This window comes from Collinsella sp. Sow4_D11, assembly GCF_052116465.1.
Lineage (GTDB): Bacteria > Actinomycetota > Coriobacteriia > Coriobacteriales > Coriobacteriaceae > Collinsella.
This window is the reverse complement of the sequence record NZ_JBQKLA010000008.1, coordinates 29,678-45,788: the sequence shown is the minus strand read 5'-3', so window position 1 is coordinate 45,788 and position 16,111 is coordinate 29,678. Positions and strand designations below refer to the sequence as shown.

Below are 16,111 nucleotides of genomic sequence, written 5' to 3'. Positions count from 1 at the left end.
TCCTTCAAAGTGGTCAATAAACCGCGCGCAGTGGCCCGTGCGCCCGCCGCTACGAGAGGGGGAGCGTCGCCTCTCTACTCCAAAGCGGACATGCCCTTACCCCATACGCCTAAAACTTCCCAGTTGACCGAAAACCTGCCGCCTGAACTCCCAATTTGAGCTATAACGTTAAGCAATTGCAGCGTTTTTGCATGGGGGAGTGATGGTATGACGCTACTGTATTTCCTTACCCTGTTTCCGCTGGTACCGGCGATGGGCATGCTGCTCGCGCGCAGTGACCGAGCCCGCGATGCGGTAGGGCTTGTAGGCTCCGGCATTATTATGGCGGTGACCGTTGTAGTCGCCGTCTTATTTTTTGGCACGGGTCCGCAGGGCTTTGAGGTTGCCCCCGGCACCTCGCATGTGCTCTCGATCATCAGCTCCGTCGTCGACGTAATTCTGTGCGCCGTCATCCTGTACAACGCGTTCAAATATAGGAACGCGCTTACCGGTGTGCTCGGCGTGGTGCAGCTGGTGGGTTCGGTTGCCTTCGCTGCCATGACGCTGCCCACGGCCGAGGTCGTCACCGCCACGCCGCTCTACCTGGACTATATGAGCGTGATCATGGTGCTCGCCGTCGGCATTGTCGGCAGCCTGATCTGCGTGTATGCCCTGGGCTACATGAAGGACTTCCAGGCGCACGATGAGCACGAGGCCGCGCTGCGTGGGCAGACCGCGCCCGACCGACGCCCGCAGTTCCTGGCGCTTATGTTCCTGTTCCTTTCGGCCATGTTCGTCATCGTGACGAGCGACAACCTGGAGTGGCTGTTCTGCGGCTGGGAAATCACCACCGTGTGCTCGTTTCTTATGATTGGCTATACGCGCACGCCCGAGGCCATCAAAAACGCCTTTACCCAGATCATCCTCAACATGCTGGGCGGCATCGCGTTTTTGGCGGGCCTTATGTTCCTGCACGTCAACGGCGTGCCGCTGACCATTTCGGGCATGATCGAGCTTTCCGCCGCCGGAACCGCGCAATCCGCGCTGCTGGTGCTGCCGGTCGTCTTGCTGTCGATCGCCGCGCTTACCAAGGCCGCACAGATGCCGTTCCACACCTGGCTGCTCGGCGCCATGGTCGCCCCCACGCCCACGAGCGCCCTGCTGCACTCGTCCACCATGGTCAAGGCCGGCGTGTTTTTGATGGTCAAGCTGAGCCCGCTGTACGCCACCTATCCCGTGACCGGCTTTATGGTCACGAGCGTGGGCGCCATCACGTTTTTGCTCGCCGCCCTCATGGCCATCTCGCAGAGCAATGCCAAGCGTGTGCTCGCGTACTCCACCATTTCCAACCTGGGCCTCATCAGTGCCTGCCTGGGTGTCGGCGCGCCCGAGGCCGTGTGGGCCGCCATCTTCTTGATCTTGTTCCATACGGTGGCAAAGTCGCTGCTGTTCCTGTGCGTGGGCACCGCCGAGCATCATATCGGCAGCCGCGATATCGAGGACATGGACGGTATGTTCAGCCGCATGCCGCACCTGACGCGTCTGATGATGCTGGGCATCATGGGCATGTTTGTGGCGCCGTTTGGCATGCTCGTGTCCAAGTGGGGCGCCCTGGTGGCGTTTGCGCAGACCGGCAATGTGCTCATGATCATGGTGCTGGCCTTTGGCTCGGCCGCGACGTTCTTCTTCTGGGGCAAGTGGCTCGCCAAGCTCTCGGGCGTGGATTCTACGGCCGAAAACGTGGAGGGCAATGTCCATAAGACCGAATGGATAGCGCTCGACACTATCGCCGCGCTGCTGATTCTGTGCTGTGTAGCGTTCCCGATTATCTCGAGCGGTCTGGTGTCGCCTTACTTGGCCATGGTGTTTGGCCGCGTTCCGTATGTTATTGGCAAGGATGCCATGTATCTAATGGTGGTTATCGTGGCTTTTATCGCCGTGGTGCTGCTGACTTCATTCCGCGTGAGCAACAAACCGCACGTAAACGTATATCTTTCGGGCGTGGGAACCGACAATTACCGTCATTTCCGCGGCTCGATGGGACACGAGGTGAAGGCCGAAAAGCGCAATTGGTACCTGGAGGACGCCTTTGGCGAGAAGCGTATTGGCCCCGCGGGCAGCATCGTGTGCTGTAGCATCATTCTGTTCGCGCTGCTATGCTGCGCATGGATTGGTCCCGATACGCTCGCCATGGGCGAGCCCTCGGTGCTGCGCGGCAAGTATTTCGAAGGCTCGGGTGTCGTAGGCATCTTTATAGGCACCGTGGCGTTTGCCCTGCTGGCGCCTTTGGTTGGTGGCCTGATCGACGGCATCGACCGCAAGCTGTCCGCCCGCATGCAGGGCCGCTTGGGACCGCGTCTGCTGCAACCGTTCTACGATGTAGCCAAGCTCCTGCGCAAAGCCCCTGCCAGCGTAAACACCGTGGACGATACCTACATGGCGTGCGCGCTCGTCTTTACCGTGGTGGGCGGCGGCATCTTTGTGTCGGGTTCCAACACACTGTTATGCGCCTTTATGGTTACCCTCGCTGCGATCTTTGTGGTGCTGGCGTCCGCCTCGACGCAAAGCCCGTTTGCCCAGGTCGGCGCCGACCGCGAGCTGCTGCAGGTCATGAGTTACGAGCCCGCCGTTTTGCTGATGAGTGTGGGCCTGTACCTTGCCACCGATAGCTTCGATTCCATCGCCGTGACGGGGCAGTCGGCCCCCATCATCGTGTACAGCGCGCCCATCTTCCTCGCACTGCTCGCGGTGCTTACCATCAAACTGCGCAAGTCGCCGTTCGATCTTTCGTACTCGCATCACGCGCATCAGGAGATCGTCCAGGGCGTCGCCACCGAGATGAGCGGCGGCACGCTGGCCAAGATGACCCTTATGCACTGGTGCGAGACCGTGCTGTTTTTGATGTGGGTGGGCATGTTCTTTGTTTGGGACAACCCGGTGAGCTGGTTGGTCGCCCTGGTCGTTATGGTCATGACGTATTTTGTCGAGGTGCTGATTGACAATACCTTCGCGCGCAGCACCTGGCGCAGCTGCTTTAAGCTCGGCTGGGGCGTGGCGCTGGTGTTTGGCCTGCTCAACCTTATGCCCATCCTCGTCGACGTGTTTATTTAGGAGGCGGCATCCATGGATCATAAAATGTCGCGCTCGCCGTGGGTTATTCATTACGACGGCTCGAGCTGCAACGGATGCGATATCGAGGTGCTGGCCTCGCTCACGCCGCTGTTCGATGCGGAGCGCTTTGGCGTGGTCAACACCGGCAACCCCAAACATGCGGACATCTTTTTGGTGACGGGGTCGGTCAACGCCCAGAACTTGCCCGTCGTGCGCCAGATCTACAACCAGATGCTCGAGCCCAAGTGCGTGGTGGCGTGCGGCATCTGCGCGTGCTCGGGCGGCGTGTTCCGCGATGCGTACAACGTGATCGGTGGCGTGGATCGCGCAATTCCCGTGGACGTGTACGCGCCCGGATGCGCCATTCGCCCCGAGACGGTGATCGACGCCATCGTGGAGGCGTGCGGCATCCTGGACCAGAAGGAGGCCGTGATGCGCGCCGGCGGCGACCCGCTTACCGTGGGCGGTGCCGCTACCTGGGATGGTGGTGTTGAGCTGGGCGAGGACGGATTTGTGGCCCCGGCTGAGGCCGGCGACGCGCCCGCCGCTGGCGACGCACCTGATGGGACGCCCGCCGCGTCCGCCGCTGCAAGGGGGGCCGAGTAATGCAAAAGGCAATCTATACCACCGTCGAGCTCGATGCGCTGCTGTCGCATGTCCAGGCGCTCAAGGGTGCCGGTGCCCGCTTTGTACAGATGCACGCCGAGCGCAATGTGGACGACGGCACGTATCGCCTGGTCTATACGTTCATCAACGTTCGTGCTGCCCAGGAGCAGATCGCGCAGGACGGCAGTTATGCGATTGAGAACCTGGTAGTCGATGGTATCGACCAGTACCAGGAGATTCCATCCATCAGCTCGTACTACCCTGCGGTGTTCCCGTTTGAAAATGAGGCACACGACCTGTTTGGGCTTGCCATTACCGACATGCAGATTGACTTTAAGGGCTTTTTCTACCAGGTCTCGACTGCCGAGCCCATGAGCGTCATCACGCCCGAGGTTAAGGCTGCGCGCGAGAAGGCCATGAAGGTCCGTGCCGCTGCCGAGGCCAAGGTGCGCAAAGCCGCGGCCGAGAAGGCCGCCGCTGCCGCGGCCGCTGCGGGGGAGGGCGCTGGCGATGCTGCGGGCGCTGCCGTCGCTCAGCCCACTGCGGCTGCCGGCTCCGATGCTCAGCATGACGAGGCTGCCGCCAAGGCCGCGCTCAAGGCTGCCGAGATGGAGGCAAAGCTCGCCGCCATGGATCCCGAGAAAGCGGCCAAGGTTCGCGCGGCGCTTGCCGCCAAAGCCGCCCGCGATAAGCAGAAAAAGGAGGCGTAAGGTCCATGGCACATCGCTCCGTTATTCCGTTTGGCCCGCAGCACCCGGTGCTGCCCGAGCCGCTTCACCTGGACCTGGTGCTTGAGGACGACCGCGTTATCGAGGCAATTCCGCAGATCGGCTTTGTGCACCGCGGACTCGAGAAGCTCACTGAAAAGCGTGACATGCACCAGTTTGGCTACATCGCCGAGCGCATCTGCGGTATTTGCGCCGTGGGTCACAGCTGCGGCTATGCCAGCGCCTGCGAGCGCATGCTCGACATCGAAGTGCCCGGCCGCGTGCGGTATATCCGTACCATTTTGCACGAGCTTTCGCGCATTCACTCGCACCTGCTGTGGCTGGGCCTGCTCGCCGATGCCTTTGGCTTCGAGGCGCTGTTCTATCGGTCGTGGACCCTGCGCGAGCAGATTCTCAAGATCTTTGAGAGCACGTGTGGCGGTCGCGTGATTCTGTCGATTAACGAGATCGGCGGCCTTAAGCATGACATTGAGAACTCCGAGCTGGCGGGCATTGTCCAGACGCTCGATGCCATGCGCCCCGACTACGAGGCCCTGGTGCATACCTTTTTGGACGACGACAGCTGCGGCGAGCGCCTGCATGGCGTGGGCGTGATCAGCAAGAAGGACGCGCTGGAGCTTTCGATGGTCGGTCCGTTTGGGCGCGCCTCGGGCGTGGATTACGACGTGCGCATGTTTGGCGACGGTGCCTATGCGGACCTGGCTGCGTTTGAGCCCATCGTTGCTACCGATGGCGACTGCTATGCCCGCTGCCAGGTGCGCTGTGCCGAGGTCACGCAGGCCATGGACATCATTAAGGAGCTTGTGGGCAAGATTCCGCACGACGGCATCGGCGGGCGTACCAAGCTTACGCCAGCCGATGGCGCGCGCGGCGAGGTTGTGATTGAGCAGCCGCGCGGCGAGGCGTACTACTATGTGCGCGGTAACGGCACCAAGAATTTGGACCGTTTCCGTGTGCGCACGCCGACGTCGCAAAACCTGGCGGGCCTGACGCATGCGCTGCAGGGCGTGCTCATTGCCAACGTGCCCATGATTATCTTGACCATCGACCCCTGCATTAGTTGCACGGAAAGGTAGGCGCGGCATGAGTTTGCTGACATTTGCCAAGACGGCCTTGGGCTCTATGGTCAAGCAGCCGGTCACGGTGTGCTATCCGCAGGAGGAGCTGACGGCGCCCGAGCGCCTGCGCGGGCATATCGTCAACGATATGGACGTGTGCATCTGCTGCGGTATGTGCGCGCGTCGCTGCCCGGCGGGCGCGCTTGCGGTCGATCGCAAGGGTGGTACCTGGTCCATCGACCCGTACGCTTGCGTGGTGTGTGGCGAGTGCATCGAGAGCTGCCCCAAGCACTGCCTGACTATGGACACCGCGCGCACTCCAGTCGCGGCGGACAAGACTCCCACGGTAGAAACCAAGCCGGAATAGCGCTGGAATAGGGGCCGGTGGGGCAAAAATGCCCCACCGGCCCCGCGCTTAAACGCGCGGTTAGGCTGCCGTTAACAAAACTATGCCGGTTTACGGGGCTGGATAGCGAACCTCCGACCGTACTGAAAACCGCAAAACCAAAACCGCAGGTAGAACGCCTGCGATTTTGCATGAAAAGCGGGTATGGTCGGGGGTATCGAGTCAAACGTAGTAGATGGGCCAATTTCGTGGCGAGCGCCATCGGTCACTCCCTCGGGGGTGGAAGAAAACGGGCGATTTTGGCCGTCGATCTTGAGTCGCACCTGTTTTCCTGCGAAAACCCTCGTGTCTCAACTTTGGTGAGACATTTGTCTCACGTTCAAAACCGAATCTGGAACGTGTGTCACCTGCTCAAATTGTGTCTCATTCCGTAACTTTAGGCTAATGCAAGGTTTGAGACCGCGAGAAGGGAGACGCGATGAGTAGGTACACGAGGGGTCTCTTGGCGGTGATACTGGCCGTAGTGTTGGTGTTGCCGGCTGCAGCATTTGCCATGCTGCCCGAGGCCAACGCCAGGTCCAGCACCGGAATGGACGGACCGATAATGACCGGAAAGGTCGTCGACCCTGACACCAGCAACTACTGGAAGTTCTGGGCCGGTGGCTATGAAGGCAAGAAAGTGACAACTCAAAACGTCGGCCGAATCTGGACCGACAAGACGGTCAAGGCAATCGAGAACGGAGATTCAGATTTCCTGACCACGCTGTCTGCTATTTCCTCGACATCCGATACGACGGTTTCCGGCAAGCCGCTCGACATCGTGATGGTGCTGGACGCTTCAGGCTCGATGGATGATGAGATGAGTACAAACGACCATACCAAGCGTATTGACGCGCTGAAGACGGCCGCCAATCGCTTTATTGACACCATCGCCACGCAAAACCAAAGCATCACAGATGAATCCAAGCAGCATCAGGTTGCCATCGTAAAGTTTGCGGGAACAAAGAGGTCTACCACGGTCGGCAACGACAGGGATGAAAACGGCTATAACTACTCGCAGACCATGAAGAAGCTGACGCTCTGCAAGGGCGAGGACGCGGAGAGCCTTAAGAGTACGATCGACTCCATCAGTCCCGCTGGCGCCACGCGAGCCGATTATGGCTTACAGCTGGCCGAGGGCATTTCGTCTGGGCGTGCTGATGCCAAGAAGGTCGTTGTCTTCTTCACCGATGGCTCGCCCACGAGTTGGGACGGATTCGAGAACAAGGTTGCCAATGACGCTATCAACAGCGCCAAGAAGATCAAGGATAAAGGTGCCGACATTTATACGATCGGTATCTTTAGCGGCGTAAACCCCAGTGCCGACCCCACGGTTGATGGCACAAGCAAAGAGAATAAGTTCATGCATGCCGTGTCGAGCAACTATCCTGCCGCCTCATCCAGCATTTCTATCTGGCGCGGATGGACCATCAACTTTGGTGCGCGCGCAGAAAACGCCAATTACTACAAGTCGGCAACCAGCGCCGCTGAACTCGAGAAGATCTTTGAAGAGATCTCGGGAAGCATTATCAAGACTGGTTCCCCGACAGAAGTCCATGACGGTTATGGCGAGCATGAGTCCGGCTACATCACGTTTACCGATAGGCTGGGCGACTTTATGCAGGTCGACGACTTTACGTCTGTCGTGTATAACGGTACGACGTTTGACAAGCCGACAAAGAAGACCGAAGGCAATGTCGACACCTACACATTTTCTGGTGCCGCTGCGAACCTGGTCATCACTGTTCAGCATGCCGAAGAGGGCAAGCCTCAGACCGGCGATATCGTAACGGTTAAGATTCCTGCGTCGCTGATTCCGCTGCGCCACTTTAAGATCACCGACGGCGTGCTTACGGTCGACAATACTGAGCCCATTCAGGTGAACTACACCTCAAGCGTTAAGAAAGAAGCGCTCGATAACCTGTTTACGCCCAAGAACGTAAAGGGGCTCGAGGACTACATCAAGAGCAATACGACCACCGCGGAGAACGGTTCCAAGACCGTTAACTTCTACGCGAACAAGTGGAATGCTGGCGCGCTGGGCGATACGATCGCAAACTTTGAGCCTGCCGACACCAACCGCTATTACTATTTCCAGAAGCAGACTCCCATTTATGTGGACGAGGATTGCACGCAGCCTGCGAAGGATTCGCTGGCTGCCGACGACATCTATTACTACAAGGACGAGTTTGAGGCAAAGGGCGAAAACGGCGAGGCCAAGCCCGCCTTTGCCGTCATCGAGTTTATCGGCGGCGACGCTGCGAAGCTTGACGGCGCCATAGTTCACGACGAGGACGACAACCTTTCGTTTAGCGTGGGAACCGCGCGTCTGGCCTTTATCGACGAGCTCCATACCACCAAGAAGAGCAACAGCACCGGTACCGCGACTGACGTTCTCAATCCCAAGTGGAACAACGTGTCCGCCAAGGCGACCGCGACGCATGTCAATTCCTACCTGGGCAACAACGGCAAGATCAGCTTTAACGTGACGCCGACAACGGTGGATACCAAGGCCAGCTTTGGCCTGACCAAGGTGTTCGATGGCCGCAGCTGGACGGATACCGATGAGTTTAAGTTTGAACTCGCTGCGACGTCCGATAACGACGCTCCGATGCCCGCGTCCGCGACTGCGAACGTGCGCAAGGCTGACCTAGACAAGGGCAAGGCAGCAATCGACTTCGGCGAGATTACCTGCAACAAGCCGGGCGAGTACACCTATGAGGTCCGCGAGGTCAAGGGCGGCGCCGGTGGCATCACCTACAGCGAGAACGTTGCCACGTTCAAGGTGACCGTGGCGGTTAAGGCCACGGGTGGGCTTAAGGCTGACGTTAAAAAGATCTCGGGCGAGACCGAGTTCAAGAACACCTATAGTGCCAAGACGGAAACCCCGCTGACTCTTGAGGCAACCAAGACGCTCACGGGGCGCCCGATGGCCGACGACGAATTTAAGTTTGCGTTGAGCTATGCGGGGCACGATGAGGTTCTGCTGAATGCAACCAACAAGGGTGGCAAGGTTGAGTTCGGTCCGCTGACGTACACGATCAAATCGCTCGCCAAGCTGGTCGAGGAAGGCAAGGCATCGCTTGATGCTAGCTCAGACAAACCCACGTGGACCATTCATTACATCGCTGCCGAGCAGACCGGCGAGCTGCCCGCGGGCGTGAGCGCTACCGTGTCGGCAATTGACGCGTATGTGACCGTTGTCGACAACGGCGATGGTACCCTGACGGCGACGGCTGGCTACGGCGACGCCGGCAACGAGTTTGTGAACGCCTACACTGCCGCACCTGTCGAGGCATCGCTTGTGGGCAAGAAGAATCTGCAGGTTCCTGATGGCTTGACCCCGGCTGACATTGCCGGCAAGTTCACCTTTACCGTGACCGGTGAAGAGGGCGCACCCATGCCCGCGAACGCGAGCGTGACCAATGATGCCAAGGGCAAGGTCGACTTTGGCAAGATCACCTTTACGCTCGACGACCTTAACAAGGCTCTGGGCGAGAAGCCCGAGAAGCGCGAGCACACCTTTACCTACACCGTGACCGAGTCCGGCGAGGTCGCTGGCGTGACCAACGACGCCGAGACTTCGCGTACGGTTTCCTTCACCGTGACTGATGACGGCGAGGGTAATCTGAGGGTGTCCCGCAAGTCGGACGGCAACGCGGCCTTTACGTTCACCAATACCTATAGCGTGACGCCTGTCGAGACGCGCGTCACCGACCAGATCACCGCGACCAAGGTTCTGGACGGCCGCGACCTCAAGGCCGGCGAGTTTAGCTTCGAGCTCGTCGAGGGCGACAAGGTCGTCGCCACTGGCAAGAACGCCGCCGACGGCACGATTACGATGAGCCCCGTGAAGTACTACAAGGCCGGAGCACACACCTACACGCTGCGCGAGGTCAACGGCGGAACCACCAGCAAGGGCGTCACTTACAGCGACGCCAAGTTCACCATCGAGACCACCATCACGGACAACGGCGACGGTACGCTCAAGGCCGAGCACGTCCTGAAGGACGACGAGCCCGTCGAGTTCAAGAACACCTACAGCGTGACCCCGCTCGACGAAGAGCTCGACTTTGACCTGAGCAAGGCCATCGACGGTCGCGACTGGACGGATGCAGACAAGTTCAGCTTTACCATCACGGCCCCCGAGGGCACCCCACTGCCCGACCCGGCAACCGTAACCGTGACCAAGCAGGATGCGGACAACGAAGGCATCGCCGCCATCAAGTTCGGCAAGATCCACTACACGGCTGCCGGAACCTACAAGTACGAGATCCGCGAGAACGCGGGCAGCGCGGCCGGTATGACGTATGACGCGCATGTCGCAACCGCCGAAGTGACCGTGACCGAGAACGGCGACGGCACCCTGACCGCCAACGTCACCACGGAAAACGGAAGCTTTACCAACACGTACCGCACTGAGCTCAACTACACCGCGGCCGGCGGCCTCAAGCTCAGCAAGAGCCTCTACGGACGTCCCATGACCGAGGGTCAGTTCACCTTTACCGTGACGCCCGCCGACGAGGCTTCGGCCATCGCGCTCGGCCTGCACGAGGGCGCCAACGTGTACAAGTCCCCTGCAACGGCAGAGGCAACGGTTGGTCTGATCGACATCCTGGCTGGCCATGAGGTCAAGTTTACGCAGGCTGACGCGGGCAAGACCTTTACGTACACCGTTGCCGAGAAGAACGATGGCCAGCCCGGTTACACCTACGACGAGGCCGTGCGCACCGTGACGATCGCTATCGCCGACGATGGCGCTGGTACGCTCACCGCTACGACGACCGTTTCTGGCGGACCCAATGGCACACCTGTGGCGGTCCACAAGAGCGGCGAGAATAAGGTCGAGAGCGCCTTGGTCTCGTTCACCAACAGCTACCACGCCTCGACCGATAACCCGGGCGGCGAGCTTGCGCAGATTGTCGCCACCAAGACCCTGACCGGTCGTCCGTTGGCCAACGGCGAGTTCTACTTTGGCATCGCCTATGCGGGCGAGACGGAAGCCATTGACGGCACTGTGGCGACCAACATCAACGGCCAGGTGAGCTTTGGCACGCTGCATTACACGACTGAGATGCTCGCCGATTTGGTGAGCGCCGGACGCGCCATCCGTACCGACACGGACGCCAAGCTTGCGTGGACTATCAACTACACGGCGTTTGAGTACACGTCCCCGCTCGCAGCAAAGGGTATTACTGCCGCGAAGTCGAGCTTTAGCTTTAAGGTCATCGTCGTCGACAACGGCGACGGCACTCTGACGGCGAATCCTGACTACGGTGGCGTCGAGCCCGTGTTCGAGAACGTCTACGGCGCCGATGCCGTTGACGCCGCGCTCGCCGGCGCCAAGAAGCTCCAGGCTGCCGAGGGCCTGACCCCGGCCGATATCACGGGTAAGTTCACCTTTACCGTGACCGCCGATGAGGCGGGCGCCCCGATGCCCGAGCACACGACCGCAACCAACGACGCGGCCGGCAACGTGGACTTTGGCAAGATCCACTTTACGCTCGAGGACCTCAACCGCGCCTTGGGCGTGACGGATGATGCGACCGATAAGGCTGAGGCAGACGAAGCTGATGAAGCCGAGGCCGACGAGGCAGAGGCTGAAGAGGCCGACGTCGACGCTGATGCCAATGACGACGAGTCCGGCGGCGAGTCCGAGCCCGCAGCCCCCACCGCCCCGCGCTCGCACATCTTTACCTACACGGTGACCGAGTCCGGTAGCGCCCCTGGCGTGACCAACGACGCCAACGCCACGCGTAAGGTTTCCTACACCGTGACTGACGACGGTGCCGGACATCTGAAGGTCGTGCGCGAGGGTGACGACGGCGCTGCCTTCACGTTCACCAACACCTACAGCGTGACGCCTACCGATTCTGTGGTGACCGATCAGGTCAAGACGGTCAAGCGCCTGACCGGACGCGACCTTGCAGCAGGCGAGTTCACGTTTGAGCTGCTCGAGGACGGCGTGGTTGTCGCGACCGGCACCAACGACGCCAATGGCACCGTCGCGCTGAGCCCGATCCGCTACGAGGCACCTGGCGCGCACACGTACATGCTGCGCGAGGCTTGCCCCAACGCGCTCGGCCTGTACAAGGGCGTCACCTATGACGGCACGACCTACACCGTCGTGACTACTGTCTCCGACAACGGCGACGGCACGCTGACCGCGACGCACAAGCTCGAGGGAACTACTGAGTCGGCTGGCTTTACCAACAAGTATCATGCCATGCCCACGCAGGTCTCCATCGGTGCCATCAAGGTGCTCGAGGGACGCGAGCTCAAGAAGGACGAGTTTAGCTTTAAGCTCGTTGGCGAGGACATTGAGTCTACGGTCACCAACGATGCCGACGGCAAGATCAACTTCGACAAGTTCGAGTACGACGAGCCCGGTACGTACGTCTACACCATCAGCGAGGTCAAGGGCGACGAGGCCGGTATGACCTATGACAAGTCCGTCTTTACCGCGACCGTCAACGTGGCCGATGACGGCGAGGGCAACCTCAAGGCGAATGTCGCCTTTACCAAGGGCGACAAGAGCGTCGAGGGTATCGTGTTCAACAACACGTACAAGAAGCCCGAGACGCCCGTGCCGACGCCCGATCCCGGCACGCCCAAGACCGTGACGAACATCGTCAAGACGGTCAAGGGTTTCCTGCCCACCACGGGTGACCAGCAGGCCGCCGCACTGCTCATGGCGTTTGTTATCGCCATGACCGGCGTCGGAGCCCTGGTCTGGGGTATCCGTAAACGCTAGGCACGCTGGCGGCGCCCGGGGCCAAAAGGCCCCGGGCGGCCGGCGGGGAGCCAGAACATAGCCCCACCCCCCCCACCCCCAGCCGCCACGGAGGCATCTCCCTCCTCCGTGGCGGCGCTTTTGTGCGTAGGCGAGGAGGGCTTGCCACGAAACCGGCCCATCTACTACGTTTAGTCCCTTACCCCCAACCATATCAAAAAACGCGAAAACAAAACCGCAGGTAGAACGCCTGCGGTTTTGCTCAAAACGAAGGTATGGTCAGGGGTATCGAGTTAAACGTAGTAGATGGGCCGATTTCGTGGAGCTGTTCCGGCTGATCCCTTGGGGACGGAGGAAAACGGATCGTTTTTGGCTTGAAGCGGCTTGCGGAGACACTTGACGTGGCCGCTCGGACAAAACTAGGCCGGTTTACGGGGCTGAGTCACGAGTCCCCAACCATGCTGATGTTCGTGAAAATAAAACCGCAGGTAGACGAGCCGTCATTTTACAGAAAACGCGGGTATGGATGGGGGTCCTGAGTTTAGCCCCGTAAACCGGCATAGTTTTGAAATGGCATTAAACAGGTAGCAGACATTTTGTTATGCCGGGGCGGTCGGTCTTCGGGCAACTACCCTCGCAGGTAGGCGATGGCGATCTGCGTGCGGTTGCGCAGGCCCATTTTGGCCAGGATTGAGCTGATGTGGTTTCGCACGGTGCCTTCGCCCATATAGGCGGTGGCGGCAATCTCCTTGTTATCGAGGCCGCGGGCAATGAGCTCGGCGACCTCGAACTCGCGGTCGGTCAGGCTGACGAAGGCCGCGGGCCGGCGGGTCGTGCCCGCCTCGACGCCCGCCCCATCAAAGTCGACATCCTCGATTGCCTTGCCCTCGAGCACGCGTTTACCGTCCATGACCTGCGCCAACGCCGGCGGGATGGCGGCGACATCGGTTTTGATCAGGTAGCCGCGGGCACCCAGTTTGAGCGCCGACACAATGTACTCGTCATCCGAGAATGTCGTCAGAAATACCACGCGCGCCGCAGGGTCGCGCTCAAGGATCTCGCGGGCCGCCGAAAGTCCGTCGCGCCCCGGCATCTGAATGTCGAGCAGCGCGATATCGGGTGCGTGTTCGGCATAAAGAGCCACTGCGTCGTTGCCGTCGGCGCCGGTACCCACCACCTCGATCTGCGGCTGGGCGCCCAGGATTATCTTGAGCGAATCGACCACCAAGCGGTCGTCGTCGACAACGATGAGCCTCATCGGCCCTCATCTCCTTGCTGTTTAGGAACGGTGGCAAACACACGCCAGCCGCCGGCGCCGGCGCGTGGGCCGGCGGTGAAGGTGCCGCCAAGCGCCTCGACGCGCTCGCGCATGGAGCCGAGCCCCATGCCTCCTGTGACGTTGCGGCCGCTTACTTGAGCCCCGCCTGCGCCATCGTCGGTAACGATGAGCTGGTAAAACGACGGATGCTCCATGCATCGTACGGTGACAGTATGGGCGCAAGCATGGCGTATGGCGTTGGAAAGCGCCTCGCGCAGGACCGCCGCAAAGCAGTTGGCGACATTTGCGGGCGCATGCTCGGCCAAAACCTCAAGTTCAATCTGCGGCCCGCCATCTGAGCGCGCGCCCTCCACGATGCGCTCGAGCTGTACGGAGAGATTCGCCGCGTTGTCGTTGAGCGCGTGGACGCTCGAGCGCACGAGCTGAAGCGCTTCGTCCACGGTGCGCTTGACGTCAGCGAAGTCGGCGGCGACGCCGGGCTCGTTGGCGTGGACCACGCGTAGGGCCTCGGTTTGCAGCGAGGCGCGCGTGAGCTGGTGCCCCACGTTATCGTGGATCTCGCGTGCGATGCGGGCGCGCTCGGCGAGCGTTGCGAGCTCGACCTCGTAGTCCTGGCGGTCGGCAAGGTCGCGGTTGCGCGCCTCGAGCGCGAGGGCTCGCTCCTGCAGCTCGTCGCGGGTGCGATGCATGCGCTCCTGCTCGCGCTCCAGCTGAGCGGTGCGCAGAGACAGCAAGGTGGCGGCGACTGAAAGGATGGCGGTCAACAGCAGCGCACGGGTGGGAAGCGCGCCGGCGTGGGCATATGCGACGAGTGCGCAGACAAAGATGGCGCCGGCGCCCAGCGCGACCCAAACGTGTTCGCGGCGCACGTATCGCGCGATGTCATAGAGGGCGAGGGGCGCAAACGGCACAAACGACGGCACAAAGACGGTCACCATAATGTAAGCGTAGCTCGCGGCCTCACCGGCGCGGCGGGCACGTTCGCCTTGCGCAATTTCCGTAAGCGAGGCGACTGCGACGCCAAGACAAAACGCCGCGACCAAGCAAGCATCCACAGCAAGGCCCAGAGCGGCCGCGATACAGCACGCCAGCATGATCGATTTGTCGAATAGCCTGTTCATACGGGTATTGTACGCGATGGTGCGCGCGACGATTGCTCAGGTGCCGCAACCGTGACATTCCTCCCGCCCGCCCCCGCCGCACTCGTGACAAAGCTCACTGGTGCGCGCCGGCGGCTCCTGCGATGATGCAATCGTACCGGGCCGAAATCAACAGAAGGGCCGCCTCATGACAGACATCGTCCACGTCGAAAACCTCGTCAAGCGCTACGACGATCTTATCGCGCTCGACCACTTTAACCTGAGCATCGCCCCCGGCGAGATCTTTGGCCTGCTGGGCCCTAACGGCTCGGGCAAGACTACGTCCATCAACTGCATTCTGCAGCTGCTCGCCTACGACAAAGGCACCATCGAGTTGTTCGGCGAGCCCATGACGCCCGCCCGCTACGACCTCAAGCGCCGCATCGGCGTGGTGCCGCAGCAGGTGGCGGTGTTCGACGAGCTCACGGTGCGCGAGAACATCGACTATTTCTGCAGCCTCTACGTCAACGACCGCAAGCGCCGTCGCGAGCTGGTCGACGAGGCCATCGACTTTGTCGGGCTGGGCGACTTTGCCAAGTTTCGCCCCGGCAAGCTCTCGGGCGGTCTGGCGCGTCGCCTCAACATCGCCTGCGGCATCGCGCACAAGCCCGAGCTCATCTTCTTCGACGAACCCACGGTGGCCGTCGACCCGCAGAGCCGAAACGCCATCCTGGAGGGCATCTGCCGCCTGCGCGACGAAGGCGCCACGGTGGTGTATACCAGCCATTACATGGAGGAAGTCGAGCAGATCTGCAGCCGCATCATGATCATGGACAGCGGGCGCGTGCTGGCGCAGGGCACCAACGACGAGCTCAAGCGCATGATTCAGATGGGCGAGCGCGTGACCGTCGAGGTCGGCGCCGTCGAGCTCGCCACGGTCGAGCGACTGCGCGCCCTCGAGCATGTGCTTTCGGTTGAGCTTTCCGGCGGCGAGCTCATCTGCACCTGCGAAGCGAGCCCGCACAACCTGGTTGACATCCTCGACACGCTGCGCACTGCCGATGTGGCGCTCGGCCGCGTGTGGAGCGAGCCGCCGACCCTCAACGACGTGTTCCTCGAGATCACCGGCCGCAAGCTGCGCGACTAGGGGGCG

Annotated in this window: 9 protein-coding genes; 7 read left to right on the top strand and 2 right to left on the bottom strand. The window is 61.0% G+C overall.

Annotated features, from left to right (window positions below):
• Nucleotides 1-207 precede the first annotated feature (207 nt).
• From ACTQ40_RS05080 to ACTQ40_RS05055, 6 genes are all read left to right on the top strand, one after another.
• On the top strand, nt 208-3,090 hold the full coding sequence (locus tag ACTQ40_RS05080) for a proton-conducting transporter transmembrane domain-containing protein (RefSeq protein WP_441563502.1): 2,883 nt from the start codon (nt 208-210) through the stop codon (nt 3,088-3,090).
• A gap of 12 nt (nt 3,091-3,102) precedes the next feature.
• Nucleotides 3,103-3,696: an NADH-quinone oxidoreductase subunit B family protein gene (locus ACTQ40_RS05075; RefSeq protein ID WP_441554213.1), complete on the top strand. Its 594-nt coding sequence runs from the start codon at nt 3,103-3,105 to the stop codon at nt 3,694-3,696.
• Nucleotides 3,696-4,406, top strand: a complete 711-nt coding sequence (locus ACTQ40_RS05070) for an NADH-quinone oxidoreductase subunit C (RefSeq protein WP_441563501.1) — start codon at nt 3,696-3,698, stop codon at nt 4,404-4,406. Before ACTQ40_RS05075 ends, ACTQ40_RS05070 begins: the two co-directional genes overlap by 1 nt.
• A gap of 5 nt (nt 4,407-4,411) precedes the next feature.
• Entirely contained in the window at nt 4,412-5,500 is a 1,089-nt protein-coding gene (locus tag ACTQ40_RS05065) for a hydrogenase large subunit (protein ID WP_441563500.1), read from the top strand.
• A 7-nt stretch (nt 5,501-5,507) separates the two neighbouring features.
• Nucleotides 5,508-5,849 (top strand): 4Fe-4S dicluster domain-containing protein, encoded by a 342-nt coding sequence (locus tag ACTQ40_RS05060; protein WP_117759792.1) that lies wholly within the window; start codon nt 5,508-5,510, stop codon nt 5,847-5,849.
• A 457-nt stretch (nt 5,850-6,306) separates the two neighbouring features.
• Nucleotides 6,307-12,621, top strand: coding sequence for a Spy0128 family protein (locus tag ACTQ40_RS05055; protein WP_441563499.1), 6,315 nt, complete (start codon nt 6,307-6,309; stop codon nt 12,619-12,621).
• A 607-nt stretch (nt 12,622-13,228) separates the two neighbouring features.
• Here the strand turns inward: ACTQ40_RS05055 and ACTQ40_RS05050 are convergent.
• Nucleotides 13,229-13,858: a response regulator gene (locus ACTQ40_RS05050; protein WP_441563498.1), complete on the bottom strand. Its 630-nt coding sequence runs from the start codon at nt 13,856-13,858 to the stop codon at nt 13,229-13,231.
• Nucleotides 13,855-15,000 (bottom strand): sensor histidine kinase, encoded by a 1,146-nt coding sequence (locus tag ACTQ40_RS05045; RefSeq protein ID WP_441563497.1) that lies wholly within the window; start codon nt 14,998-15,000, stop codon nt 13,855-13,857. The genes ACTQ40_RS05050 and ACTQ40_RS05045 overlap by 4 nt, the downstream gene beginning before the upstream one ends.
• Nucleotides 15,001-15,166: 166 nt before the next feature.
• Here ACTQ40_RS05045 and ACTQ40_RS05040 point away from each other — a divergent pair, with 166 nt between their 5' ends.
• Complete coding sequence (locus tag ACTQ40_RS05040; RefSeq protein ID WP_441563496.1) at nt 15,167-16,105, top strand: ATP-binding cassette domain-containing protein; 939 nt, start codon at nt 15,167-15,169, stop codon at nt 16,103-16,105.
• Nucleotides 16,106-16,111 lie beyond the last annotated feature (6 nt).

Excerpts from the sequence above, each read along its gene's own strand:
- ACTQ40_RS05080 (WP_441563502.1), top strand. The coding sequence starts at position 208 with ATGACGCTACTGTATTTCCTTACCCTGTTTCCGCTGGTACCGGCGATG.
- ACTQ40_RS05075 (WP_441554213.1), top strand. The coding sequence starts at position 3,103 with ATGGATCATAAAATGTCGCGCTCGCCGTGGGTTATTCATTACGACGGC.
- ACTQ40_RS05070 (WP_441563501.1), top strand. The coding sequence starts at position 3,696 with ATGCAAAAGGCAATCTATACCACCGTCGAGCTCGATGCGCTGCTGTCG.
- ACTQ40_RS05065 (WP_441563500.1), top strand. The coding sequence starts at position 4,412 with ATGGCACATCGCTCCGTTATTCCGTTTGGCCCGCAGCACCCGGTGCTG.
- ACTQ40_RS05060 (WP_117759792.1), top strand. The coding sequence starts at position 5,508 with ATGAGTTTGCTGACATTTGCCAAGACGGCCTTGGGCTCTATGGTCAAG.
- ACTQ40_RS05055 (WP_441563499.1), top strand. The coding sequence starts at position 6,307 with ATGAGTAGGTACACGAGGGGTCTCTTGGCGGTGATACTGGCCGTAGTG.
- ACTQ40_RS05050 (WP_441563498.1), bottom strand. The coding sequence starts at position 13,858 with ATGAGGCTCATCGTTGTCGACGACGACCGCTTGGTGGTCGATTCGCTC.
- ACTQ40_RS05045 (WP_441563497.1), bottom strand. The coding sequence starts at position 15,000 with ATGAACAGGCTATTCGACAAATCGATCATGCTGGCGTGCTGTATCGCG.
- ACTQ40_RS05040 (WP_441563496.1), top strand. The coding sequence starts at position 15,167 with ATGACAGACATCGTCCACGTCGAAAACCTCGTCAAGCGCTACGACGAT.